At 75.0% G+C, this 21,811-nt stretch carries 18 protein-coding genes and 2 pseudogenes; 8 read left to right on the top strand and 12 right to left on the bottom strand.

Going from position 1 to position 21,811, the window contains the following annotated elements; genetic code table 11:
* Positions 1 to 11: 11 nt before the first annotated feature.
* On the bottom strand, positions 12 to 491 hold the full coding sequence (locus ACFXHB_RS30405) for a hypothetical protein (protein WP_380577879.1): 480 nt from the start codon (positions 489 to 491) through the stop codon (positions 12 to 14).
* A 324-nt stretch (positions 492 to 815) separates the two neighbouring features.
* Between ACFXHB_RS30405 and ACFXHB_RS30400 the strand changes: the two genes are divergently transcribed.
* The 3 genes from ACFXHB_RS30400 (at position 816) to ACFXHB_RS30390 (ending at position 5,514) form a co-directional block, all read left to right on the top strand.
* Positions 816 to 1,340 carry a hypothetical protein gene (locus tag ACFXHB_RS30400; protein ID WP_380577878.1) on the top strand — a complete coding sequence of 175 codons (525 nt, stop codon included), beginning with the start codon at positions 816 to 818 and terminating at the stop codon, positions 1,338 to 1,340.
* Positions 1,341 to 1,376: 36 nt separating this feature from the next.
* The gene (locus ACFXHB_RS30395) at positions 1,377 to 2,639 is read left to right on the top strand and encodes a sensor histidine kinase (RefSeq protein ID WP_380577877.1); all 1,263 of its coding nucleotides are present in this window, start codon (positions 1,377 to 1,379) and stop codon (positions 2,637 to 2,639) included.
* Between the two features lie 451 nt (positions 2,640 to 3,090).
* A complete protein-coding gene (locus tag ACFXHB_RS30390) occupies positions 3,091 to 5,514 on the top strand; it encodes a HelD family protein (RefSeq protein WP_380577876.1) in 2,424 nt (807 codons plus the stop codon).
* Between the two features lie 67 nt (positions 5,515 to 5,581).
* Here the strand turns inward: ACFXHB_RS30390 and ACFXHB_RS30385 are convergent, their stop codons facing one another.
* From ACFXHB_RS30385 to ACFXHB_RS30370, 4 genes are all read right to left on the bottom strand, one after another.
* A complete protein-coding gene (locus tag ACFXHB_RS30385; RefSeq protein ID WP_380577875.1) occupies positions 5,582 to 6,565 on the bottom strand; it encodes an aldo/keto reductase in 984 nt (327 codons plus the stop codon).
* Between the two features lie 122 nt (positions 6,566 to 6,687).
* On the bottom strand, positions 6,688 to 6,978 hold the full coding sequence (locus tag ACFXHB_RS30380) for a WhiB family transcriptional regulator (protein WP_380577874.1): 291 nt from the start codon (positions 6,976 to 6,978) through the stop codon (positions 6,688 to 6,690).
* Between the two features lie 140 nt (positions 6,979 to 7,118).
* A complete protein-coding gene (locus ACFXHB_RS30375) occupies positions 7,119 to 8,051 on the bottom strand; it encodes a 50S ribosomal protein L11 methyltransferase (RefSeq protein WP_380577907.1) in 933 nt (310 codons plus the stop codon).
* Between the two features lie 213 nt (positions 8,052 to 8,264).
* Positions 8,265 to 8,603, bottom strand: a complete 339-nt coding sequence (locus ACFXHB_RS30370; RefSeq protein WP_380577873.1) for an SPASM domain-containing protein — start codon at positions 8,601 to 8,603, stop codon at positions 8,265 to 8,267.
* 59 nt (positions 8,604 to 8,662) lie between these two features.
* Here ACFXHB_RS30370 and ACFXHB_RS30365 point away from each other — a divergent pair.
* The 3 genes and pseudogenes from ACFXHB_RS30365 to ACFXHB_RS30355 form a co-directional block, all read left to right on the top strand.
* Positions 8,663 to 8,962, top strand: a pseudogene (locus ACFXHB_RS30365) (polyketide cyclase); the annotation flags it as partial.
* 232 nt (positions 8,963 to 9,194) lie between these two features.
* Positions 9,195 to 10,349, top strand: a complete 1,155-nt coding sequence (locus ACFXHB_RS30360; protein WP_380577872.1) for a peptidoglycan recognition family protein — start codon at positions 9,195 to 9,197, stop codon at positions 10,347 to 10,349.
* 79 nt (positions 10,350 to 10,428) lie between these two features.
* Positions 10,429 to 11,310: an NAD-dependent protein deacetylase gene (locus tag ACFXHB_RS30355; protein WP_380577871.1), complete on the top strand. Its 882-nt coding sequence runs from the start codon at positions 10,429 to 10,431 to the stop codon at positions 11,308 to 11,310.
* A 63-nt stretch (positions 11,311 to 11,373) separates the two neighbouring features.
* On the opposite strand, the gene ACFXHB_RS30350 is transcribed toward ACFXHB_RS30355, so the two are convergent.
* The 7 genes and pseudogenes from ACFXHB_RS30350 to ACFXHB_RS30320 form a co-directional block, all read right to left on the bottom strand.
* On the bottom strand, positions 11,374 to 12,795 hold the full coding sequence (locus tag ACFXHB_RS30350) for a M20/M25/M40 family metallo-hydrolase (RefSeq protein ID WP_380577870.1): 1,422 nt from the start codon (positions 12,793 to 12,795) through the stop codon (positions 11,374 to 11,376).
* A gap of 202 nt (positions 12,796 to 12,997) precedes the next feature.
* Complete coding sequence (locus ACFXHB_RS30345) at positions 12,998 to 13,918, bottom strand: glutaminase (protein ID WP_380577869.1); 921 nt, start codon at positions 13,916 to 13,918, stop codon at positions 12,998 to 13,000.
* Between the two features lie 118 nt (positions 13,919 to 14,036).
* On the bottom strand, positions 14,037 to 15,140 hold the full coding sequence (locus tag ACFXHB_RS30340) for an LLM class flavin-dependent oxidoreductase (RefSeq protein WP_380577868.1): 1,104 nt from the start codon (positions 15,138 to 15,140) through the stop codon (positions 14,037 to 14,039).
* A 79-nt stretch (positions 15,141 to 15,219) separates the two neighbouring features.
* Complete coding sequence (locus ACFXHB_RS30335; RefSeq protein WP_380577867.1) at positions 15,220 to 16,671, bottom strand: GH1 family beta-glucosidase; 1,452 nt, start codon at positions 16,669 to 16,671, stop codon at positions 15,220 to 15,222.
* Between the two features lie 27 nt (positions 16,672 to 16,698).
* Positions 16,699 to 17,022: pseudogene (locus tag ACFXHB_RS30330) on the bottom strand (carbohydrate ABC transporter permease); the annotation flags it as partial.
* Positions 17,023 to 17,655: 633 nt separating this feature from the next.
* The gene (locus ACFXHB_RS30325; protein WP_380577866.1) at positions 17,656 to 18,735 is read right to left on the bottom strand and encodes a LacI family DNA-binding transcriptional regulator; all 1,080 of its coding nucleotides are present in this window, start codon (positions 18,733 to 18,735) and stop codon (positions 17,656 to 17,658) included.
* Positions 18,736 to 18,948: 213 nt separating this feature from the next.
* Entirely contained in the window at positions 18,949 to 20,478 is a 1,530-nt protein-coding gene (locus ACFXHB_RS30320; protein WP_380577865.1) for a glycoside hydrolase family 16 protein, read from the bottom strand.
* Between the two features lie 306 nt (positions 20,479 to 20,784).
* On the opposite strand from ACFXHB_RS30320, the gene ACFXHB_RS30315 reads away from it, so the two are divergent.
* Together ACFXHB_RS30315 and ACFXHB_RS30310 are read left to right on the top strand one after the other, a co-directional pair.
* Positions 20,785 to 21,147 (top strand): DUF1304 domain-containing protein, encoded by a 363-nt coding sequence (locus ACFXHB_RS30315; protein WP_380577864.1) that lies wholly within the window; start codon positions 20,785 to 20,787, stop codon positions 21,145 to 21,147.
* Entirely contained in the window at positions 21,144 to 21,698 is a 555-nt protein-coding gene (locus tag ACFXHB_RS30310; RefSeq protein WP_380577863.1) for a TetR/AcrR family transcriptional regulator, read from the top strand. Before ACFXHB_RS30315 ends, ACFXHB_RS30310 begins: the two co-directional genes overlap by 4 nt.
* Positions 21,699 to 21,811 lie beyond the last annotated feature (113 nt).

Raw genomic sequence — 21,811 nt, 5'->3', positions numbered from 1 at the left:
GACCTCCTCGGTCACTCGATCCCGAGCGGGCCGATCCCCAGGTCCTCGCGCATGAGGCCGCGCATCCGGCCCATCGCCGAACGGCGCAGCGCGATCAGGGGCGCGTCCTCGGCGGATCCGACGGCGGCACCGGCCGCGTAGGCGTCACGGATGCGGCGCAGGCTGCGGAACGCCTCGTTCCCGGCCTCGACCACCTGCGGCGGCCCGACCAGCCAGAGCCGCTCGCTCGCGGTGTAGAGGCCGGTGGCGCGGAAGGCCTCCCGCACGGCCGCGTCACGGGCCGACTCGGACAGGTGGTCGCCCAGCGCGACCGCCCGGATCTCCTCCCCCGCGGCCTTGAGCGCGCTGACGAACTGCGTGTACACCTCGCGCCGCTGGTCCCGTGCCTGCCGGGCCTCCTCCCGCCGCCAGCGGGTGCGGTCCGCGACCAGGGTGGCGGTGATGCCGATCACGGCACCGGTCAGTGTGGAGAGCAGGGGCATCCAGTCCATGCGCGGCAGCCTGTCCGAACGGGCGCGGCCGCACCAGTGGCTTTTCGGCTCCGCCCGCCGCCGCCCCGGGCCGGGCCGCGGGCCCCGTCCCGGCCGGACAGGCCCCGGCCGGGACCAGGGGCTCATGTGTTCGGGACGTGGGAGGGGAGACGGTGGAGGAAATGTTCCACGGTCGCGCAGACCCCAGCGGGCCACTGCGCGGCGGTGCTCGGACCGCCTCCGTAGCGACGGTCCGACCGGCCCCCGCACCCGCCCGGCCACCCCGGCCGCCCCCGATGCGCCCGACCGGCACCGCCCTCCCGTGGCCGACCCCGAGGACACACCATGAACGACCGCTCCACCCCGACCTTCGACGTCGCCGTGCACCAGGCCGGAGCCGGCGGCGGGCCCGGTCCGGAAGTGGCCCACGGCTTCCTGCTCAGCGCCCAGACCGTCCTGGTGCCGCAGCCGCCCGAGGCCCTGTCGAGCCCCTGGCAACGCCTCGTCGTCCGGATCACGCAGCACCCGGACCCGGAGCCGGCCCCGGAGACCATCAACGTCGCCGGCCTGGCGCTGTCCGCGGTCGACGCGGAGGGCGTCACCGCGGCGGCGGCCCTGCTGACCCTGAACAAGCCCTCGCGGCACACCGACGCGCTCCGCGAGCACTCGCGGCGCGAACTCACCTCGGCCCTGCACACCCACGGCGGCGACCTGTGGGCGACCTACGCCGATCTGGGGTACCCGATCGCCCGGCCGCCCGCCCTGGTGGTGCCGGACACCTGGTGGCGCGCCTTCGCCGGTGACGTCGCCGATTTCACCCGCGCCGAATGCTGCAACTCCACGCCGGCGCAGGCCTGCTGCTTCAAGTAGCGGGCCTGCCGCGCGAGGCGGGAACGGGACCGGCTGATGGACACCACCGCACGACAGCCCGCGGACCGGGCGGCGATCCGGCGCCGCCTCCGGTCCGGCTGGGCGCAGGACATCGCCCTGGCGCTCGCGGCCACGGTGCCGGACGTCTTCTACTTCGGGAACCCGGCGTTCCCCGGCACGTCCTGGGCGGAGCACGTCCAGGTCCTGGCCCTGGCCTGCGTCCAGGCCGTCGCCCTGGCACTGCGCCGGTTCCGCCCGATGGCGGTCTTCCTGGTCGTCTGGACCGTCACGACCGGCGCGTGCCTGCTGACACTGGCCGACGTGCTCTCCTTCACGCCGTTCTTCGGTCTGCTGCTCGCGCTGTACACCGTCGCGGACACCTGCCGGCGCCCGGCCGCCTTCACCGCGCTGGCGCTCGGTCTCGCCGCCACCGGGCTGAAGACCTACTACCTGGTCGACCTGGTGCCGACCACCGCCAGCACCTCGATGCTGCTGTCCTCGCTGGCGTTCTACGTGCTGGTGACGGCCTCGGCCTGGAGCCTGGCCCGCTGGGTCAGGGCCGGCCGGATCACCGCGGAACGGGACCGCCGCGCCCTCACCGAGGCCCGCCGGGCGGTGGTGCGCGAACGCGTCCGGATCGCCCGCGAGCTGCACGACATCGTCGCCAACGCCGTGGCCGTCATGGTGATGCGGGCCGAGAGCGCCCGGAGCACGACGCCCGGCGGGCAGCCTCGCACGGTCGAGGCGCTCGGGCACATCGAGGAGGTCGGCCGGTCCGCGATGGCGGAACTGCGCCGGATGCTCCGGGTGCTGCGCAGCCCGGACGCCCCCGTGGAGGACATCGGCCGGCACGGCCTGGCCGACCTGCGGCCGATGCTGGAGGACGCCCGCCGGACGGGCGTCCGGATCGACCTCGACGTGCGCGGCGGTCCGCTCCCCCTCGACGACAGCGTCGACCGGACGGCGTACCGGCTCGTGCAGGAGGCCGTCACCAACATCACCAAGCACGCGGGACCGGGGAGCCACGCGGCCGTCCGGATCACCTGGTCCGACGCCCTGCACATCGAGGTGGTCGACGACGGCGCCGGCCGCACGCTCGCGGTACGACGGGACCTCTCGACCGGCCACGGTCTGATCGGGCTCGCCGAACGGATCGCGGTCTTCGGCGGCGAGTTGACGGCCGGCCCGCACCGGTCCGGCTTCCGGGTCGCCGCCACCCTGCCGCTCTCGCCCTCGGCCGCCGGCGCACCGGCCCCGGCCGTCGCCGGCGGCGGCCTCCACCGGCGTGGCAGCGCGTGAGAGGCTCCGGGAAGTCCGGTACACCGTCCTCCTGTTGACCGGACCCCGGGGCACCGGGCGCGAGGCCGGTGCGGCGCGTACGAGCGGCGGCGCGGCACAATGGCGAGCACGCTTCGCGAGGGGGTGTCCGACCGCGGCGGACCAGGGAGCGGAAAGGGGAGTACCCGCTCCTTTCCACTCCCAACGTATAGCGCACGGGGGGGCTTGCGGCAAGGCCCCGGTCGTAGCGGAGAATCGTCGACCGAGGCCGGGACCTGCGCGAACGGGAGGTGCGGCGGTCCGTCCTCGCCCCCGCCGGTCCGGGTCACCGGCTTCCAAGATCATTGTGCTGAGCGTTCCCACCCCGGGGCCCGTCGCCCGCGCGCCGGCCCTCCCCCGTCCTCCCGTGTTGTGCACGGCGGTCCTCGCGCCGCCACCCCCGACCGCCCGCCCGGTCGGGGGTCCTGAGTCAATGGAGCTGCCCGTGGTCCCCTCGTCGTCGTCCCCGTCCCCGTCCCCGTCGCCGTCGTCCTCGTCGTCCTCGTCGTCCTCGTCGTCCGAACCCACCGCAGCCGTCGGCGCCGGGCACGGCACCCGCCCGGACGGCGGGGACGCCCGGGCGGCCGAGGAGTGGCGTGCCCGGGAGCTGCGGACCGAGAACGCCTACGTCGGCGGGCTGTACGACCGGCTGGAGGAGCAGCGCGAGCTCGCGGCGGACCACCTGCGCGCGACCCACCTCCAGGAGCAGGGCGGCACGCTGCAGTCCCGCCTGGAGCGCGACACGATGGAGATCCACCACACCCGCCGGCTGGCCGAGCTGTACGCCGCCGAGTACGGGCTCTGCTTCGGCCGGCTCGACACCGCCGACGGCGAGCGGCAGTACATCGGCCGGATCGCCCTGGCCGACGACGACCACGAGCCGCTGCTCACCGACTGGCGGGCGTCGGCCGCCGAGCCGTTCTATCGGGCCACGCCCGCCGCTCCCGGCGGGGTGACGGGGCGCCGGCACCTGCGGAGCAAGGGCCGGACCGTCGTCGACTTCGACGACGACGCCTTCGGGGTGGGCGTCCCGGAGGGCCGGACCGGTTCCGGGCTCAGCGGCGAGAGCGCCCTGCTCGCCTCGCTGACGGCGGCCCGGACCGGGCGGATGGGCGACATCGTCTCCACCATCCAGGCCGAGCAGGACCGGGTGATCCGCTCCGAGCTGAGCGGCGTGCTGGTCGTCCAGGGCGGTCCGGGGACCGGGAAGACGGTGGTCGCCCTGCACCGCGCCGCGTACCTCCTCTACACCCACCGCGACCGGCTGGCCAAGCGCGGAGTGCTGGTCATCGGGCCGAACACGACCTTCCTGCGCTACATCGACCAGGTGCTCCCCGCGCTCGGCGAGAGCGAGGTCGTGCTGAGCAGCATCGGCGCGCTCTACCCCGGGGTGACCGGGACGGACACCGAGACGCCCGAGGCGGCCGCCGTCAAGGGCGACGCACGGATGGCCCGGGTGCTCGCCACCGCCCTGGAGGGCCTGCGGCAGCTGCCGGAGGAGTCCTGGACCCTGACCGTGGGGCGGAACTCGGCCCGCCGGGAGGAGCTGGTGATCGGCCGGGCCCTCTGCGAGCGGGCCCACGCCGCCGCGCACCGGACCGGCGAACCCCACAACGAGGCGCGGGCCGCCCTGGTCGAGCGGCTCTCCTCCGAGCTGGCCCTGCGGATCGCCCGGGACCGCGGCGGTGAGATGGAACTGGACGACGTGGTGGACCTCGCCGACGGGCTCGTCCTGGAGGCCGACTTCCAGGCCCTGGCCGAACGGCTCTGGCCGCGGCTCGGCCCCGAGCAGCTGCTCACCGCGCTGTTCGGCTCCCCGGAGCTGCTGGCCCGGGCGATGCCGGACTTCTCCGCGGCCGAACGCGCCGCCCTGCTGCGCGAACCCGCGGAGCCGGACCAGCGGGCCGCCCGCTGGACCACCGACGACGTGCCGCTGCTCGACGAGGCCGCCGAACTGCTAGGCACGCTGCCCGGCAGCGCCGCCTCCCGGCGGGTCGACGCCGCCGCCGAGGCCGAGCAGCTGCAGTTCGCGCAGACCGTCCTGGAGGACTTCGGCGCGGGGCTGGCCGAGATCGACGCGGAGATGCTGACCCGCCAGTACCGCGGCGAGGGGGAGTTCCGTCCGCTGGCCGAGCGCGCGCTGGAGGACCGGACCTGGGGCTTCGGGCACATCATCGTCGACGAGGCGCAGGAGCTGTCCCCGATGGCCTGGCGGCTGCTCACCCGCCGCTGCCCCGGCCGTTCCATGACCATCGTGGGCGACCTCGCGCAGACCGGCGCGCCCGCCGGGCTCAGCTCCTGGGGCGAGGCGCTCGACGAGTACACGGCCGGGCGCTGGCGCACGGTCGAGATGACCATCAACTACCGGACCCCGGCCGAGATCATGCGGATCACCGAGGGCGTCCTGCGGGCGGTCGACCCGGCGCTCACCGCCCCCACCGCGGTGCGCAGCGGCGGGATCCGCCCGTGGAGCCTGCGGATCCCCGCGCAGGACCGGGGGGCGGCCCTGCGCGCCGCCGTCGAGAAGGAGATCGCCGGGCTGGACGGCCGCCGGGCGGCGATCCTCCATGCCCCCGGCTTCCCGGCCGAACTGCTCGACGGGCTGGCCGGACTGGCCGGCGTCGCGCGGGCCGACGGCCCGGCGTCGCTGGACTCGCCCGTGGTCCTGATGACGGCCGCCCAGTCCAAGGGGCTGGAGTTCGACGTCGTGCTGGTCGTGGAGCCCGCGGAGATTCTCGCGGCGCACTCCCGCGGCGGGAACGACCTCTATGTGGCCCTCACCCGTGCGACGAGGAGCCTCGGGGTCCTGCACAGCGGGGAGCTGCCGGAGATGCTGGCGGGCCTGGACCCCCGCTGAGACGCGGCTGACGCGTCCACGGCCCGGCAGGGGGACCTGCCGGGCCGGGCCCGTCACCCGTGGCGCGTCACCACCGGTCGTGGACCTGCGGGCGGATCCGGCGGTCGTACAGCTCCCGCACGGCGGCGAGGGTCTCCCCGCCCAGCGGCGCGAGGGCGGCGGCGGCCGCGTTCGCGCGGGCCTGCTCGGGGTTGCGGGCGCCGGGGATCACCGTCGTCACGCCCGGCTGCTGGACGAGCCAGCGCAGCGCGGTCTGCGCCGGCGTCGCGTCCCGGGGCGCGAGGGCGGCGAACTCCGCCGCCGCCTCGACCCCGGTCGCGAAGTCGACACCGGAGAAGGTCTCCCCCTGGTCGAAGGCCTCGCCGTGCCGGTTGTACGTCCGGTGGTCGTCCGGCGCGAAGGCGGTCCGCGCGGTGTAGCGGCCCGAGAGCAGCCCAGAGGCGAGCGGGACCCGGGCCAGGATGCCCACCCCGGCGGCCTCGGCGGCGGGCAGGACCTCCTCCAGCGGCTTCAGCCGGAACGCGTTCAGGATGATCTGCACACTGGCGACACCGGGCCGGGCGATCGCGGTCAGCGCCTGCGCGCAGGTCTCGACGCTGACGCCGTACGCGGCGATCCGTTCCTCCGCGACCAGGGTGTCGAGCGCGTCGAACACCTCGTCGTCGGCGTAGACCGGCGTCGGCGGGCAGTGCAGCTGCACCAGGTCGAGCCGGTCCACGCCCAGGTTGGCCCGCGAGCGGTCCGACCAGGCACGGAAGTTGGCGAGGTGGTAGTGCTCCGGGCGCTGCTCCACCCGGCGGCCGAACTTGGTGGCGACGAACACCTCCGCGTCCGGACGCCCCTTCAGGTAGCGGCCGATCAGCTGCTCGCTGCGGCCGTCCCCGTAGACGTCGGCGGTGTCGAAGAGGGTCACGCCGGCCGCGACGGAGGCGTCCAGGACGTCGAGCGCGTCCTCCTCGCGGACGTCACCCCAGTCGGCGCCGAGCTGCCAGGTACCGAGCCCCACGACGGAGACGGGTCGGCCGGTGCGGCCGAGTACACGCTGTTCCATGGGGTGAGCCTCTCACAGGCGGCACCGCTTTCACCGGTGGCGATCCGGACCGCGGCCGCTGCCGGCGGGGCGACGTACCGGCCGGGCCGCGGCACCGGCGGGCGGCGAGTACCGGCGGGCGCCTACCGGCGTACCGTCCGGGCCCGACTCCGCAGGCGCAGGCGTTCGTGCTCGCCGAGACCGCCCCAGACCCCGTACCGCTCGCGGGCCTCCAGGGCGTGGCGCAGGCACTCGCGTCGGACCGGGCAGACCTCGCAGACCGCCTTGGCGGCGCTCTCCCGCGAGTCGTGGGCCTCGCCGCGTTCGCCGACCGGGTGGAAGAAGAGCGCGCTGTCGGCGGAGCGGCAGGCACCGCGCAGTTGCCAGTTCCACCGGTCGTCGAGGGCTCCGGGCAGGTGCGCGATGTTCGTCATGAGGCGGACTCCGTTCCCTTCGGGGTGGTGTGCCGCCCGGACCGTTCCGGGCGGCGGGTGCTCCACCCCCCGGCTGCCCCGGACGCGCCGCCCCACACCCCCCTGCGGGGGACGTAAAGCGGCCCGGGCCGGCTCAGGGGCTAGCCGATGGTGGCCGACCACCGGCCCCGAGACAGGTGGATCGTGCCGTCTACAGGGCTGATGCGGGCCGTACAGCCGAACAAGGGCAGCCCTCCCTCCACCTCTCGCCACGTGCGAATCCGCTCCAGGTCGTCCCAGAGCCGACGGGGGCCGCCTTGGTGGATCGTTGGCGGCTCGTAGCGTTGAGCTTCTGCCCGCGCCCACGAACCATCAGCGTGGGCCAGATAAGCCGTACGCTGACCCGGCTTCTCTTCGAAGTCGATTTCGACGCCGGGCACGGTGATCGTGAACATCGACCAGATCTCCCAGCTGTCACGGATATCCGCCACCGGGTAACGGCCCGGCTTCACCTCGTCGCCGTCGGATTCCCGGGCGGCCCGGAAGAGGTCGTCCGGGCCCGGCGGGTAGTCGGGTCCCTGCCGCGTGGTCATGAAGCCGGCCCAGTCCCGTTCGATCAGGCCCGTCGCCCCGCCGTCCGCGTCCTTCCAGGCGGTCAGGATCAGCGCGGTGTCGGCGATGGTGGTGACGAGCCGTCCACCACGTCGAAGCGCCCGGAGCCAGGAGACCGGCACAGGACGTGCCGATACCGTGGCGACCATGCGGTCGTAGTCGCCGGGGATGGGCCCGGTGGCGTCCAGGGTCAGGAACTCCGGCCGCAGACCCATGCGAGCGAGGCGCCGGCTCGCGGCCTCGGTCAGATAGGCGTCCACGTCCACGCTGGTGACGTGCTCGGCCCCCAGCCGGCGGGAGGCGATGGCGGTCAGACCACCCGCTCCGGTGCCCACGTCCAGTAGATCGTGTTCGGCGTTGATCCGGGCGTGCCGCAGCATCTTGACCAACAGGGCCGTCAGGGTGGCGCTGCTCGTCGGACGGCCCGCCGGTCGCTCGTCCGGCTTCGCGTGGTCCGCGTGGAGCCCACCGACAGAGGTCACCACGGACGTGCTGCCGTAGGCCCTGCGGAGCCACAGTTCCCGATCCTCCGAACCGACTTGGAGTCTCCAGCCTCCTTCGTCGGGCTCCCACCATCGGGGAATCAGTTCGTGCCGGGGGACACCGGCAACCGGGATCCTCCAGCGAGAGTCAGGGTCCGTGGTCCTCACGGCCAAGTCGGCCGCGTGCTCTTCCCATCTCAACGGCGAATCCTCTCAGTACGACGGGCCACAGGCTTCGGTGTTCGCCGGGTTGCAGTCGTTGCTGTCGTTCGGCGGACAGCCACCCATCACGGCGACCGGCGGAACACGGACGTTGTCCGACGGGCCGCACGCGTCGGAGTCGTTCGGCGGGCAGCCGTGCCGGTAATTCGTCGTGCGGGGCGGGATGCCGGCAGCCATCTTCGCCCATCCCGGGTCGGCCAGGATCGGGGCGAGCCCGCCATCCTTGACGTTGCCCGTCGGCAGGAAGCGGCCGATCACGCACGGCGCCACGCTGCCGTCGGGGAGAACAGCCAGCCTGCCCCGGGCACAGTTGCCGCACAGCGCGCTCAAGGTGGGCACCTGACCCTCGGCTGCTCGCCCGACTCCCCGTGCGTCGTCCAGGGTGATGCACCGTGTTCACCAGCACGGTCAAGGACGCCGGCATGAAGACCACGCGAAAGATCCGGATCACCGAGCTACGGTCCCCGAGCACGCTGCGCTGGACCGAGATCTCGAAGAACCTGGTGACCTCCGCCGAGGGGGGCTACGACCTGACGCCGGTGTCGCCGACCACCACCCGGGTGCGGATCTTCAACACCCTGGAGGGCCACGGCCTGGGCAAGCTCCTGGTGGGCCTCGCCCTCAGCGCCGCCCGCAAGGACGCGCCCGCCTTCGGTCTGCGCATCAAGGCCGCGGCCGAGGCCGCCTGACCCGGGCGGCGGCCCGGAGCAGGGGGTGGGCGCCCGGGGAGCCGGCGGGTACGGCGCCGGTCGCCCACCCCACCCGACCTGCACTTTCGGGCAAAGATTCCTAGGAATCGAACGGATGCACGGGGCCAATTGTGTACATTCGCCCTTGACTGATCTTCTGTCAGCGGGGGCCTGGCATCCGGAGCGATTCGTCAGCCCTCCGTTCCCGATCACGCCCGAGACAGGACCACCCATGCCCCACCCGAAGCCCGCCGTCACCCGGCGCACCCTCGTCACCGCGCTGGGCGCCACGGCCGCCGCGCTCGCCGTCACCCCGGCCGCGTCGGCCGCCGCCGCCGGGACCGGCACGGCTGCCGCCGGCACCGGCGCGGCCGGGGCCGCGCCGCTCGCCGCCCGTACCACCCGCGTCCCCGTCACCCGGGCGCAGTCCGCGGCGGGCCGGGAGGCCACCACCGTGCGGGCGGGCTTCCCGATCCGCTACGTCGGCGTCAGCTGGGACGGCCCCGCCCGCGGCGCCGCCATCAGGCTGCACCACGACGGCGCGGCCCCCGGGGCCTGGCAGCCGCTGCCCGGCGGCTGCGCGGGCGGCCCCGACGAGGACCGCTCGGGCCGTGTCGCCACCGCGCTGGTCGCCGCCGACGGCGCGCACGGCTACGAGCTGCGCCTGCCCGACGGGGCCGGCAACGTCCGCTCCGCCGCCATCGACACCGTGCACGGGCCGGTCCGCACCGTGGCGATCGCCCCGACCACGCCCTCGACCTTCTGCGGCGTCGAGTACCTCTCCCGGGCGGCCTGGGGCGCCGACGAGACCAAGCGCTTCAAGAACGGCGTGGAGAACTCCCCCGCGAAGTACTACCCGCTCCAGACCCTGACGGTGCACCACACCGACACCCCCAACGCCGACCCGGACCCGGCGGCCACCGTGCGGGCGATCTACGAGTACCACGCGATCACCAACGACTGGGGCGACATCGGCTACCACTTCCTGATCGACGAGGCCGGGCGGATCTACGAGGGCCGCTGGTCGGGCGACGACGGCATCCCGGCGCACGACGCGTCCGGGAACGTCGTCACCGCCTTCCACACCGCCGGCTTCAACTCGGGCAACCTGGGCATCGCCCTGCTCGGCACCCTCAGCACCCAGGAGCCGACCGCCGCCGCCCGGGCCTCGCTGACCGCGCTGCTCGCCGCGGTGGCCCGCGGGCACCACCTGGACCCCCAGGCCCACGTCACCTTCGTCAACCCGGTCAACGGCGTGACCAAGCCGGTCGAGATGATCAGCGGCCACCGCGACTGGATGGCCACCGACTGCCCCGGCGGCACGATGTACGCCGGTCTGCCGGCCCTGCGCGCCGACGTGGCCGCCCTCGGCACCGGCGGCCACTGACCGACCCGCACCGGCCGGGGGCCGTGCGGCGAGGGCGTCCCCCACCGCACGGCCTCCGCCGCGTCGCTAGGCTGTGGGCATGCCTGTGGACCCGATGCCCGAGCCGACCGAGGCCGCGGCGACCGTGCCGCCCGACGAGGGGCTGGCCGGGATCGGACGGCTGCTGGCCGGCCGCGACGTGGCGGTGCTGACCGGCGCGGGGCTGTCGACCGAGTCCGGCATCCCCGACTACCGCGGCCCCACCGGGAGCCTGCGCCGCCGGACCCCGATGACCTACCAGGAGTTCACGGCGAGCGCGGAGGCCCGGCGCCGGTACTGGGCGCGCAGCCACGCCGGGTGGCGGTCGATCGCCCTGGCCCGTCCCAACGCCGGACACCGGGCGGTCCAGGAGCTGCGCCGCGACGGCCTGGTGTCGGCGGTGATCACCCAGAACGTGGACGGGCTGCACCACGCGGCCGGCACCCTGGACGCGGTGGAGCTGCACGGCGGCCTCGACCGGGTGGTCTGCCTCGGGTGCGGGCGCACCAGCACGCGCGAGGACCTCGACCGGCGCCTGCGGGAACTCAACGGCGCGTTCCGGGACGAGAGCTCCCCGAGGAACGCCGACGGGGACGTCGAGCTCCCCGACGCGCTGGTGGCCTCGTTCCGGGTCGCGGCCTGCCGGGCGTGCGGGGGGATCCTCAAGCCGGACGTGGTCTTCTTCGGCGAGAGCGTGCCCAAGCCCCGCGTCCGGCACTGCTTCGAGCTGGTCGACGGGGCCCGCGCGCTGCTCGTCCTCGGATCGTCGCTGGCGGTGATGTCCGGCCTGCGCTTCGTGCGGCACGCCGCCCGGGCCGGGAAGCCCGTCGCGATCCTGAACCAGGGCTCGACGCGCGGGGACGCCTACGCCGCCGTCCGGGTCTCGCTCCCGCTCGGTCCGGCGCTGACGGAACTGGCGGAGGGGCTCGCCGCCGCGCCGTAGGGCGGGAACCCGGCATCGGCACCGGTGCCGGCGGTGGCCTCGGCACCGGTGCCGGCACCGGCGTCAGCAGTGGCGCAGGAAGCGGTCCAGCACGCGGGCGCCGAACTCCAGGGCCTCCACCGGGACCCGTTCGTCGACGCCGTGGAACAGGGCGGCGAAGTCCAGCCCCGGGGGCAGCCGCAGCGGGGCGAAGCCGAAGGTGCGGATGCCCAGCCGCTGGAACGACTTGGCGTCGGTGGCGGCGGACAGCATGTAGGGCAACACCCGGGCGCCCGGGTCCTCGGCGGCCAGCGACAGCGTCATGGCGTCGACCAGCCGGCCCTCGAAGGCGGTCTCGACGGCCGGCAGGCTGTTCCACTCCTGCTCGATGCCGGGCCCCAGCAGCGCGGCGACCTCGGCCCTGAACGCCTCCTCGCGCCCCGGGAGCACCCGCCCGTCGACCTCCGCGTGGGCGGTGCCCGGCACCACGTTGGCCTTGTACCCGGCATCGAAGCGGGTGGTGTTGGCGGTGTCGCGCAGACTGGCGCCGATCAGCCGGGAGGCGTGCCCGAACCGCGCCAGCGCCGCCTCGGGGTCCGCCTCGTCGAACGGCACCCCGGTGATGTCCGCGACCCCTTCCAGCAGTTCGCGCACCGCGGGGGTGAGGACCAGCGGGAAGCGGTGCGTCTCCAGCCGGGTGACGGCCGCGGCGAGCTTGGCCACCGGATTGTCGTCGTGCGGCAGCGAGGCGTGACCGGCGGTGCCCCGCGCCCTCAGCCGCAGCCAGACCGCCCCCTTCTCGGCCGTCCCGATCAGGTAGGCACGGGTGGCGTCGGCGAAGGTGACCGAGAAGCCGCCGACCTCGCCGACCGCCTCGGTCACGCCCTCGAAGAGCTCCGGCCGGTTGTCGACCAGCCAGCGGGCGCCGTGGAAGCCGCCCGCCTCCTCGTCCGAGACGAAGGCGAAGACCAGATCGCGCGGCGGCAGGACGCCGTCGCGCCGGTAACCGCGGGCCACGGCCAGCATCATCGCCACCATGCCCTTCATGTCCACCGCGCCCCGGCCCCACAGGTAGCCGTCGGCGACCTCGCCGGAGAAGGGGTGGACGCTCCACTCGGCCGGGTCCGCCGGGACGACGTCCAGGTGCCCGTGGATCAGCAGCGCGCCGCGGGCCGGATCCGCCCCGGGCAGCCGGGCGACGACATTGCCCCGCCCCGGCGCGCCGGCCTCCACATAGGTGAACTCGTAGCCGACCTCGGCCAGTTTGGCCGCCACGTACTCGGCGGCCGGGCGTTCGGGACCCGCCCCGCCCGCGTCCGCGGTGTTGCTGGTGTCGATCCGGATCAGGTCGCTCGCCAGCGCGACCACCTCGTCCCACGGCCGCAGCGGCGGACGGCCGGGTCCCGCCGGGGCGGCGGCCGGGACCCCGGTGGCGGCCGGCCCCCCGGTCTCGGGCGTCTCTCCGGTCTCGGGCGGCGGGACGGGCGAGGCGGTGCGCGGCGTCATGCTGACGTGGTCCTCCCTGCTGGGCGGGCGCGGCGGCGTCCCGCTCCCCCGATGGCCGGTACCCGTCGATCAGTACCACAGGACCGGCCGGCCGCGCGGGCCGATACCGGGTTCGCCCGTCGAAGCGGCCGGATCCGCTCGGCCCGGCGGCGCGTCGACGGGGCGTCACCGTCGGTCGCGCCGCCCCTCCCGCACCCGGCGCTCAGAACACGGACCAGCCCGTGGCCGTGGTCAGCGCGTCCAGGGCCGCGACGCCCAGCACCGAGTTCCCGGCCGCGTCCAGGCCCGGACTCCAGACACAGACCGTGCCGCGGCCCGGCAGCACCGCCAGCACGCCCCCGCCGACCCCGCTCTTGCCCGGCAGCCCCACCCGGTAGGCGAACTCCCCCGCCGCGTCGTAGGTGCCGCAGGTGAGGAGCACCGCGTTGATCCGCTTGGCCTCGCTGCGCGACAGCAGCCGCGAGCCGTCGGCGCGGGTGCCGTGCCGGGCCAGGAACAGCCCGGCCAGGGCGAGGTCACGGCAGCTCGCCTCGATCGCGCAGTGCGCGTAGTAGTGCGCGAGCACGCTGTCGACGGGGTTGCGCAGGTTGCCGTAGCTGGCCATGAAGTGCGCCATCGCGGCGTTGCGGTGGCCGTGCCGCGCCTCGGAGGAGGCCACCGAGTCGTCCACCGCGACGGCCGGGTTGCCGGACTCCGCCCGGAGGAACTCCCGGACCGCGCCGACGGCGTCGCCGGTCAGCTTCAGCAGCCGGTCGGTGACGACCAGAGCGCCGGCGTTGATGAAGGGGTTGCGCGGGATGCCGTTCTCGGTCTCCAGCTGGACCAGCGAGTTGAACGGGTTGCCGGACGGTTCGCGTCCGACCCCGCGCCAGAGCTCGTCGCCACCGTCCGCCAGCGCGAGGGCCAGGGTGAACAGCTTCGACACCGACTGGATCGAGAACGGGTGCTCCCAGTCCCCGGCACCGAAGACCGCGCCGTCCACGGTGGCGATCGCCATCCCGAAGGCCGTCGGGTTGGCCTGCGCGAGGGCGGGGATGTAGTCGGCGGCCCGCCCCCGTTCGGGCGCCCGCCGGGCCGCCTCCATCGCCTGCTCCAGGAGTGTCTGGTAGTCCGTGTCGTTCACCCGGCCATTGTCGGCCACCCCGCCGGGCGGGGGGAGCCGGGGCGGGGTGTCGTCGGAGGTCCTCCCACGGCGGCGCGAGAGGACCCGGCCGCCGCCGACGTCGGGCCGGTGCGGGCCGTCACCGTCCCGTACCGACCGGACCCGGGGACGGGGACAGGGACGGGGACGGGGACGGGTCGGACGGTCCCGGTTCCGGGACCGGGACCGGGACCGGGCCGACCGGGCGGACCGCCTCGGCGAGCAGGCGGTAGGAGTCGAGCAGCGCCACGCGGTCGTAGCTGCTGGTGGTCACCAGGAACTCGTCGGCCCCGGTGCGGGCCGTCAGCGCGGCGAGCGCGGCGGCGGCCTGCTCCGGGGTGCCGGCGATGTGCCCGCGCAGCGACTGCTGGTAGGCGGCACGCTCGCGCGCGGTCATCGGGCGGTTCAGCACCTCCTCGGCGGGGGCGAGCGGCGGGAACTCGCCGTGGGTGCGCGCGTAGGCGCTCGACCAGGCCTCGGCGACCAGCAGCCGCTCGGCCTCCTCGGTCGTCCCGGCGACCGCCACCGTGCCGGAGACCACCACATAGGGCCGGGCCGCCTGTGCGGAGGGCCGGAACCGGGCGCGGTAGCGGTCGATGGCGGCCAGCATCCGGTCCTCGCCGCGGATCGCCCCGATCACCAGCGGCAGCCCGGCCTCGGCGGCGAGGTCGGCGCCCGCGCCGGTGGCCAGCACGAAGGCCGGGACGTCCAGGCCCTCGGCGGGGCGGGCGTGGACATCCCGACGGGTACGCGACGACCCGTCGAAGTAACCGAGCAGTTCGGCCAGTTGCTCGGCGAACCGGTCGGCGGCGTCCTTGTCCCGGCCGAGCGCCCGCCGGACGCCGTCGGTGAAGGCCACCGAGCGGCCCAGCCCCATGTCGATCCGGCCGGGGAAGAGCGCGGCGAGCACCCCGAACTGCTCGGCCACGACCAACGGCTGGTGGTTGGGGAGCATCACGCCGCCCGTGCCGACCCGGATCCGGCCGGTGGCCGCCGCCACCGCCGCCGCGAGCACGGTGGGCGCCGACCCGGCCACCCCGGGCACGCCGTGGTGCTCCGACACCCAGAACCGGTGGTAGCCGAGCCGCTCCGCCTCCTGGGCGAACGCCACCGTGTCCCGCAGGGCCTGCGCCGGCTCGTGTCCCTGTCTCGTCCGGGAGCGGTCCAGGACCGAGAGACGGATCGCGGGCGCGGCAGTAGTCACGTGAGCGGCAACCACCACCGTCCCGGACCGCATTCCCGGCGTCCCGAAGCGGCCCCCCGCGCCCAGGCCGGCGCCCGGGTCAGGACGGCGGGCCGGCCGGGCGGACTTCACCGGTGCGCACGACCTCCGCGTACCAGCGGGCGCTGTCCTTGGGCGTACGGCGCTGGGAGGCGAAGTCCACGTGGACGATGCCGAAGCGCTTGCCGTAGCCGTACGCCCACTCGAAGTTGTCCAGCAGGGACCAGAGGAAGTAGCCGCGCACGGGGGCACCGGCCGCGATCGCGCGGTGGACGGCGGCGAGGTGGGCGCGCAGGTAGCCGATCCGCTCCGGGTCCCGCACGCGGCCCGAGGGGTCGCTGTAGTCGTCGTAGGCGGCGCCGTTCTCGGTGACCAGCAGGGGCAGGCCGGGCAGGTCGTCGCGGAGCCGGGTGAGCAGTTCGTACAGGCCGTCGGCGTCGACCGGCCAGCCCATCGCGGTGCGCTCGCCGTCGGCCGGCAGGAAGCGGATGCCGTGGTCGGCGGGCCACGGGGAGCGATCGCCGCCGTGGCCGTCCTGGCGCGGAGCGGGGGCGGCCGGGTCGTCGGCGGCGACCACCGTCGGGGTGTAGTAGTTGACGCCGAGCGCGTCGAGGGGCCGGGCGATCTCGGCGAGGTCACCCGGCCGGACGAAGGACCAGTCGGTGACGCCGGCGGTGTCGGCGAGCACGTCGGCCGGGTAACGGGCGTGGAACACCGGGTCGAGGAAGATCCGGTTGGCCAGGCCGTCGATGCGCCGGGCGGCCTCGCGGTCGGCCGGGTCGTCGGTGCGCGGGCGCACGGCCGCCAGGTTGAGGGTGAGCGAGATCCGGGCCCGGGCGGGGAGTTCGGCGCGCAGCGCGCCGACGGCCAGGCCGTGCGCGAGCAGCAGGTGGTGATGGGCGGCGAGGGCGGCGGCCGGGTCGCTGCGGCCGGGGGCGTGGACGCCGCTGCCGTAGCCCAGGAAGGCGCTGCACCAGGGCTCGTTGAGGGTGGTCCAGGCCTCGATGCGGTCCCCCAGCCGGCCGGCGACCAGCGCCGCGTACTCGGCGAAGCGCCAGGCGGTGGACCGGTCGGTCCAGCCGCCGCCCGGGGCGTCGCCGCCGGTCGCGGGGGTCTCCAACTCCTGTGGCAGGTCCCAGTGGTAGAGCGTGGCGACCGGGGTGATGCCGTGCTCCAGCAGTCCGTCGACCAGCCGGTCGTAGAAGTCCAGCCCGGCCTTGTTGGCCGGCCCGCTGCCGCCGGGCCGGACGCGCGGCCAGGCGATCGAGAACCGGTAGGCGGGCAGGCCGAGTTCGGCCATCAGCGCGATGTCCTCGCGGAACCGGTGGTAGTGGTCGGTCGCGATGTCGCCGGTGTCGCCGTTGCGGACCTTGCCCGGGATGCGGCTGAAGGTGTCCCAGATGGACGGGGTGCGGCCGTCCTCCCCGGCCGCGCCCTCGATCTGGTAGGCGGCGGTGGCCGCGCCCCAGAGGAAGTCGGCGGGGAACACGAGGGGTTGGGCGTGATCGGTCATGTCGCCTTCCGGAGGTGTGGGTCGGGGTCAGCCCTTGACGGCGCCCTGCATGATGCCGCCGACGATCTGGCGGCCGAGCAGGCCGAAGACCACCAGGACGGGGAGCGTGCCGATCAGGGTGCCGGCCATGACGATCGACTGGTCGGGAACGTACCCCTGACCCAGCGACTTCAACGCGACCTGCACGGTGGGGTTCTGCGAGCTGAGCGCGACGACCGGCCAGAAGAAGTCGTTCCAGGTGGCCATGAAGGTCAGCATGCCCAGCACCGCCATCCCCGGGCGGGCGGCCGGCAGCACGATCGAACGGAAGATCCGCGGCAGCGAGGCGCCGTCCACCCGGCCGACCTCCAGGCCCTGGATGTCGGCCAGACCGCCGCCGCCCGCGAGCTTGGTCTGCAGGGCCTGCCAGTACTGGCCCTCGTCCTGGGTGTCGGTCTGCTTGACGGTGATCCCGGGGTGCAGCTTCATGTACTCCTCGTAGAGGCCGCTCTCCTCGAAGCCGAAGGTGCCGAAGAGGTCGACGGTGATGGTCACCTCGCCGCCGGCGGTGTCGGAGGAGCCGGCGGAGCTGCCGCAGGCGGTGAGCAGGAGGGCGGCGGCGAGGGTGGTACTGCCGAGCACGGCGGCGGAGCGGCGCATGAGGACTCCCTGGCGGGGCGGGTGGGGTGGGCTGCGAACGGCGCGGAGGTGCGGGGCGCGGGGAGGTGCGGACGTGCGGGGGCGCGGGGTGACCGGGCGGGACGCGGGGTCGGTCGCTGTTCTGAGAGCGCTCTCTTGAGAGCGCTCTCAGACGCTGAGAGGAGAGTGCCGCGCGGCGGCGCGGCGGTCAAGGGGTCGAAACCCGAACGTAACCTCGGGGACACCGTGAGCCGGGCGTTCAGGACCTGAAGGCGACCGGCGGCGGCGCGGACCCCAGGGCCCGCGCCGTGCTGGGGCCCGCTGGGGCCCGCTGGGGTCCGCTGGGGTCCGCTGGGGCCGAGCCGCTCAGGCGGAGGCGCGCAGGACCAGCCTGGTCGGGGTGATCACGGAGGTCGGACCGGCGGGCCGCAGGGCCGACCGGAAGCCCGCCGCCGGAGCGGCCGGCCCCGACCGGCCGCCGGCACCGGCCAGCCGGCGCAGCAGCAGACCGGCCATCAACCGGCCCATCTCCTCGATGTCCTGGCGCACCGTGGTCAGCGGCGGCGCCGTCCAGGCGGCGATCGACTCGACATCGTCGAAGCCGACCACGGCGACGTCCTCCGGCACCCGGCGGCCCGCCTCGCGCAGCACCCGCAGCGCGCCCGAGGCCATCGCGTCGGAGGCGGCGAACACGGCGTCCAGATCGGGCCGGCGGGCCAGCAGCTCGGCCATCGCCCGGCCGCCGCCGTCGGGGGTGAAGTCGCCCTCGGCGATCAGCGCCGGGTCACCGTCGGGCAGCACGTCCCGGTAGCCGTCCAGCCGGTCCAGCGAGGAGGTCTGGTCGAGCGGGCCGGTGACGGTGGCGATGACCGTGCGTCCGAGCGAGCGGAGGTGACCGACCGCCAGCCGGGCCCCGCCGCGGTTGTCACTGTCGACGTACACCAGGTCGGGGTCGGACTCGGCGCCCGGCCAGCCCGGGCGGCCGCCCACCACGAAGGGCAGTCCGACCTTGCGCGCCATGGCGGGCAGCGGGTCGGGCTGGTGCAGCGAGAACAGCAGCGCGCCGTCCACGTGTCCGCCGGCCAGGTAGCGGCCGACCCGTTCGTAGTCGTGCTGGTCCTCGACCATCATCAGGACCATCTGGTGGTCGGCGGCGGCCAGCTCACGGCCGATGCCGCGCAGTTGCTGGGCGAAGAAGGGGTCGGAGAACAGCCGGCTGCCGGGTTCGGCCACCACGACCGCGACGGCCCGGTTGTGCCGGGTGACCAGCGTCCGGGCGGCCGGATTCGGCACGTAGCCGAGCTCGTCGACGGCGCGCCGGACCTTCTCCCGCAGGGCCTCGCGGACTCCCTCGCCGCCGTTCACCACCCGCGACGCCGTGGCCCGGGAGACCCCGGCCAGTTCGGCGACCGACTCCAGCGTCGGACGCGGCGTCTGCTCCGGCACCGTGGACTCCTCTCGCGCGGACGCTTCGTCCCCAGAGCCTAGCGGGTCGCCGGACCGGCAGTGAGAGCGCTCCCACCACCCCGGGCGGCCCGCGCGGCCCCGTGCGGCCCCGCGGCCGGGGACAGGACCGGCCAGGGTGGCGGCCAGGGTGGCGGCCGGGCGCGCCGAAGCGGTGGCGGACGACACCCGTCCGCCACCGCCCGGCGCCCCGCGTCAGGTGGTGCTGAAGGTGAACCAGTTGACGTTGACGAAGTCGGCCGGCTGGCCGCTGGTGAACGTCAGGTAGACGTCGTGCTTGCCGGTGGTCGCGGCGATGTTGGCGGGGACGGTCGTCCAGCTCTGCCAGCCACCGGTGTCGGCGACGGCGAACGAGCCGATCGGGGCGGCGGTCCGGCTGTCCAGGCGGACCTCGACGAGTCCGCTGACACCGCCCGCCGCGCCCGAGGCGACCCTCGCCTTGAACTGCCGGGCCGGGGTGGTCCCGAAGTCGACGCCGGGGTAGAGCGCCCAGTCACCGTTGGCCAGCGCGGCGAGGTCCTGGCCGCCGCCGGTGTCGGTGGTGGCCTCCAGCACCGTCCCGGACTGTCCGCCGTAGGCCTCGGCCTGCAGGGTGCCGTACGCACTCCCGCTGCCGCCCGGCGGGGTGGTCGTGGGCGGCGTGGTCGTGGGCGGCGTGGTGGTCGGCGGCGTGGTGGTCGGCGGCGTGGTGGTCGGCGGCGTGGTGGTCGGCGGCGTGGTGGTCGGCGGCGTGGTGGTCGGCGGGGTGGTGCCGCCTCCCGAGCGGTAGACCGCGACGTAGTCGACCAGCATCGGGACCCCGGAGACGGTGGCGGCCGTGGGCGTCCGGTAGCCCGCCACGGGGTCGGGGAAGGCGCCGCCCATCGCGACGTTCAGCAGGATGAAGTGCCCGTGCGCGGTGGCCGCGTCCCAGGTGGCGGCGTCCATCTGGGCGGAGGTCACCGCGTGGAACCGCACACCGTCGACGTACCAGCGCAGTTGCTGCGGGCTGACGCTGCGGTCCCACTCCAGCGCGTAGGTGTGGAAGTTGCCCTGGCAGGCCGAGCCCGGGCAGGCGTGCACGGCGCCGAGGCCGGTGGTCTCGTTGCACGGGCCGCCGGGGTTCCCGCCGCAGTGCAGCGTGCCCCAGACCTGGTCGATCCCGTTGACGTTCTCCATCAGGTCGAACTCGCCGACGGTCGGCCAGTTCCAGTAGTTGCCGCGGTACGGCGCGCCGAGCGTCCAGAAGGCCGGCCAGTAGCCGGCTGCCGCCGGGCCGGTGACGTTCGGCATCTGGATCCGGGACTCGATGCGCAGCTTCCCGCCGGCGGGCGGCTCGAAGTCGCTGCGCCGGGTCTCGATCCGGCCGGACGTCCAGTTGCCGTTGGCGTCCCGGATCGGGGTGATGCGCAGGTTCCCGGCGCCGTCCTGACGGAGGTTGGCGGTGTCGGCGGTGTAGCTCTGGACCTCACCGGTGCCCCAGTTGGCGGCACCGCCGGGGTAGCTGGTGCCGGTGTCGACGATCCAGTCCGCGGCCGCGGGCAGGCTGCCGGCGGCGCCCGCGAAGTCGTCGGCCCAGACCGTGGTCCAGCCGGCCGCCGGGGGCGGGACGGCCGCCGTCGCGGTGCCGAGCAGCGCCGCGCAAAGAGCCGCGGCCGCGCCGGCGGCCGCCAGGACGGTGACCCGCGCGCGGCGTGGGCGGCGTCGGCGGGTGGCGGTGGTTCCGGGTGAGGCGTTTCCGGACACGGTGGTGCACCTCCGTGGGGGGACGGGTGTGGGTGGGACGGCCCGGAGGAGGGCGACCCAGGGGACGGTGCGGCCCTGGGGACGGTGCGGCCCAGGGGACGGGAGGGAGGAGCGGTGTCCCGAGGGTCTGAGAGCGCTCTCAGCCGTGGACACACTGTCCCGCCCCACCGGATGGCGGTCAAGAGATGAAGCAGTGGAACTTCCTTGCGCACGACGTGACTTCACCTCTTGAAGCGAGGCTTGGTCACAGCCTTTCTGGACAGGTGTCTATTATTGTTGGACAACAGTCCAGAAAGGAGCCCCGTCATGGGCATCGTCGCGAGCACGCTGGTGGGCCTGGTGGCCGCACTGCACGGATACATCCTGGTCCTGGAGATGTTCCTGTGGGAGCGCGCGCCCGGGCGGGGACTCTCCGGCTTCGACCCGGCGATGGCGAAGGCCACCGCGCCGCTGGCCGCCAACCAGGGCCTCTACAACGGCTTCCTGGCCGCCGGCCTGGCCTGGGGCCTGGTCGCGGAGGACCCGACCGGCTTCCGCGTCCAGGTCTTCTTCCTCTGCTGCGTGGTGGTCGCGGGCCTGTACGGCGCGGCGACCGCCAACCGTCGGATCCTGTTCGCCCAGGCCCTGCCCGGCGCGCTGGCGCTCACCGCCGTCCTGGTCGCCCGGTGACCGACGCACGGGCCGACCGCACCAGGGCCCGGCTGCGCACCGCCCTGCTGGCCGAGTGCGCCGAGCGCCCACTGGCCGAGGTCAACGTGGCGGCCGTGGTCCGCCGGGCGGGCGTCGGACGGGCGACCTTCTACCTCCACTACGAGGACCTGCGGGCGCTCGCGGTGGACGCCTGCGCCGAGGTCGTCCGGGACGGCGTCGACGCCCTGCACGCCTGGCGCGGCACCCCCGATCCGGCCGCGCCACCGCCCGCCCTCGCCGCGTTCCTCGCGGACGTGGACCGGCATGCCGGGGTCTACGGCTCGCTGCTGCTGCCCGGCGGCACCGGCCCGCTGGGCGACCGCCTGCACCGGGAACTCCGGGAGCGCAGCCGCACCGAACGGGAGCTGGCCGGCGCGCCGCACGCCGAGCTGGTCGCCACCGCCGTCGCCGCGACCTTCACCGCCCTGCTCGCCGACTGGCTGCACGGCCTCGTACCGGCCACCGCCGACGAACTCGCCGCACACAGCTGGCGCCTGCTGATCTCGCTGCACCGCACCCCGTTCGCCTGAACCGGGCCGCGCCGCTCCGGCCCACGCGCGCCGGGCACTCCGGCCGTGTGCGGTGCGCGTACGGCCACGCGCGCCGGGCCCGGGGCGCCCGGCCCGAGACCGGGCCGTCAGTC

It is taken from the genome of Kitasatospora sp. NPDC059327 (assembly GCF_042752535.1).
Taxonomy (GTDB): Bacteria; Actinomycetota; Actinomycetes; order Streptomycetales; family Streptomycetaceae; genus Kitasatospora.
This window is presented reverse-complemented; position numbering and strand designations above follow the sequence as displayed.

Bases quoted from the DNA above. Each gene is read 5' to 3' on its own strand.
- ACFXHB_RS30405 (WP_380577879.1), bottom strand. From the start codon at position 491: ATGGACTGGATGCCCCTGCTCTCCACACTGACCGGTGCCGTGATCGGC.
- ACFXHB_RS30335 (WP_380577867.1), bottom strand. From the start codon at position 16,671: ATGACCGATCACGCCCAACCCCTCGTGTTCCCCGCCGACTTCCTCTGG.
- ACFXHB_RS30355 (WP_380577871.1), top strand. From the start codon at position 10,429: ATGCCTGTGGACCCGATGCCCGAGCCGACCGAGGCCGCGGCGACCGTG.
- ACFXHB_RS30390 (WP_380577876.1), top strand. From the start codon at position 3,091: ATGGAGCTGCCCGTGGTCCCCTCGTCGTCGTCCCCGTCCCCGTCCCCG.
- ACFXHB_RS30315 (WP_380577864.1), top strand. From the start codon at position 20,785: ATGGGCATCGTCGCGAGCACGCTGGTGGGCCTGGTGGCCGCACTGCAC.
- ACFXHB_RS30350 (WP_380577870.1), bottom strand. From the start codon at position 12,795: ATGACGCCGCGCACCGCCTCGCCCGTCCCGCCGCCCGAGACCGGAGAG.
- ACFXHB_RS30380 (WP_380577874.1), bottom strand. From the start codon at position 6,978: ATGACGAACATCGCGCACCTGCCCGGAGCCCTCGACGACCGGTGGAAC.
- ACFXHB_RS30360 (WP_380577872.1), top strand. From the start codon at position 9,195: ATGCCCCACCCGAAGCCCGCCGTCACCCGGCGCACCCTCGTCACCGCG.
- ACFXHB_RS30400 (WP_380577878.1), top strand. From the start codon at position 816: ATGAACGACCGCTCCACCCCGACCTTCGACGTCGCCGTGCACCAGGCC.
- ACFXHB_RS30395 (WP_380577877.1), top strand. From the start codon at position 1,377: ATGGACACCACCGCACGACAGCCCGCGGACCGGGCGGCGATCCGGCGC.
- ACFXHB_RS30385 (WP_380577875.1), bottom strand. From the start codon at position 6,565: ATGGAACAGCGTGTACTCGGCCGCACCGGCCGACCCGTCTCCGTCGTG.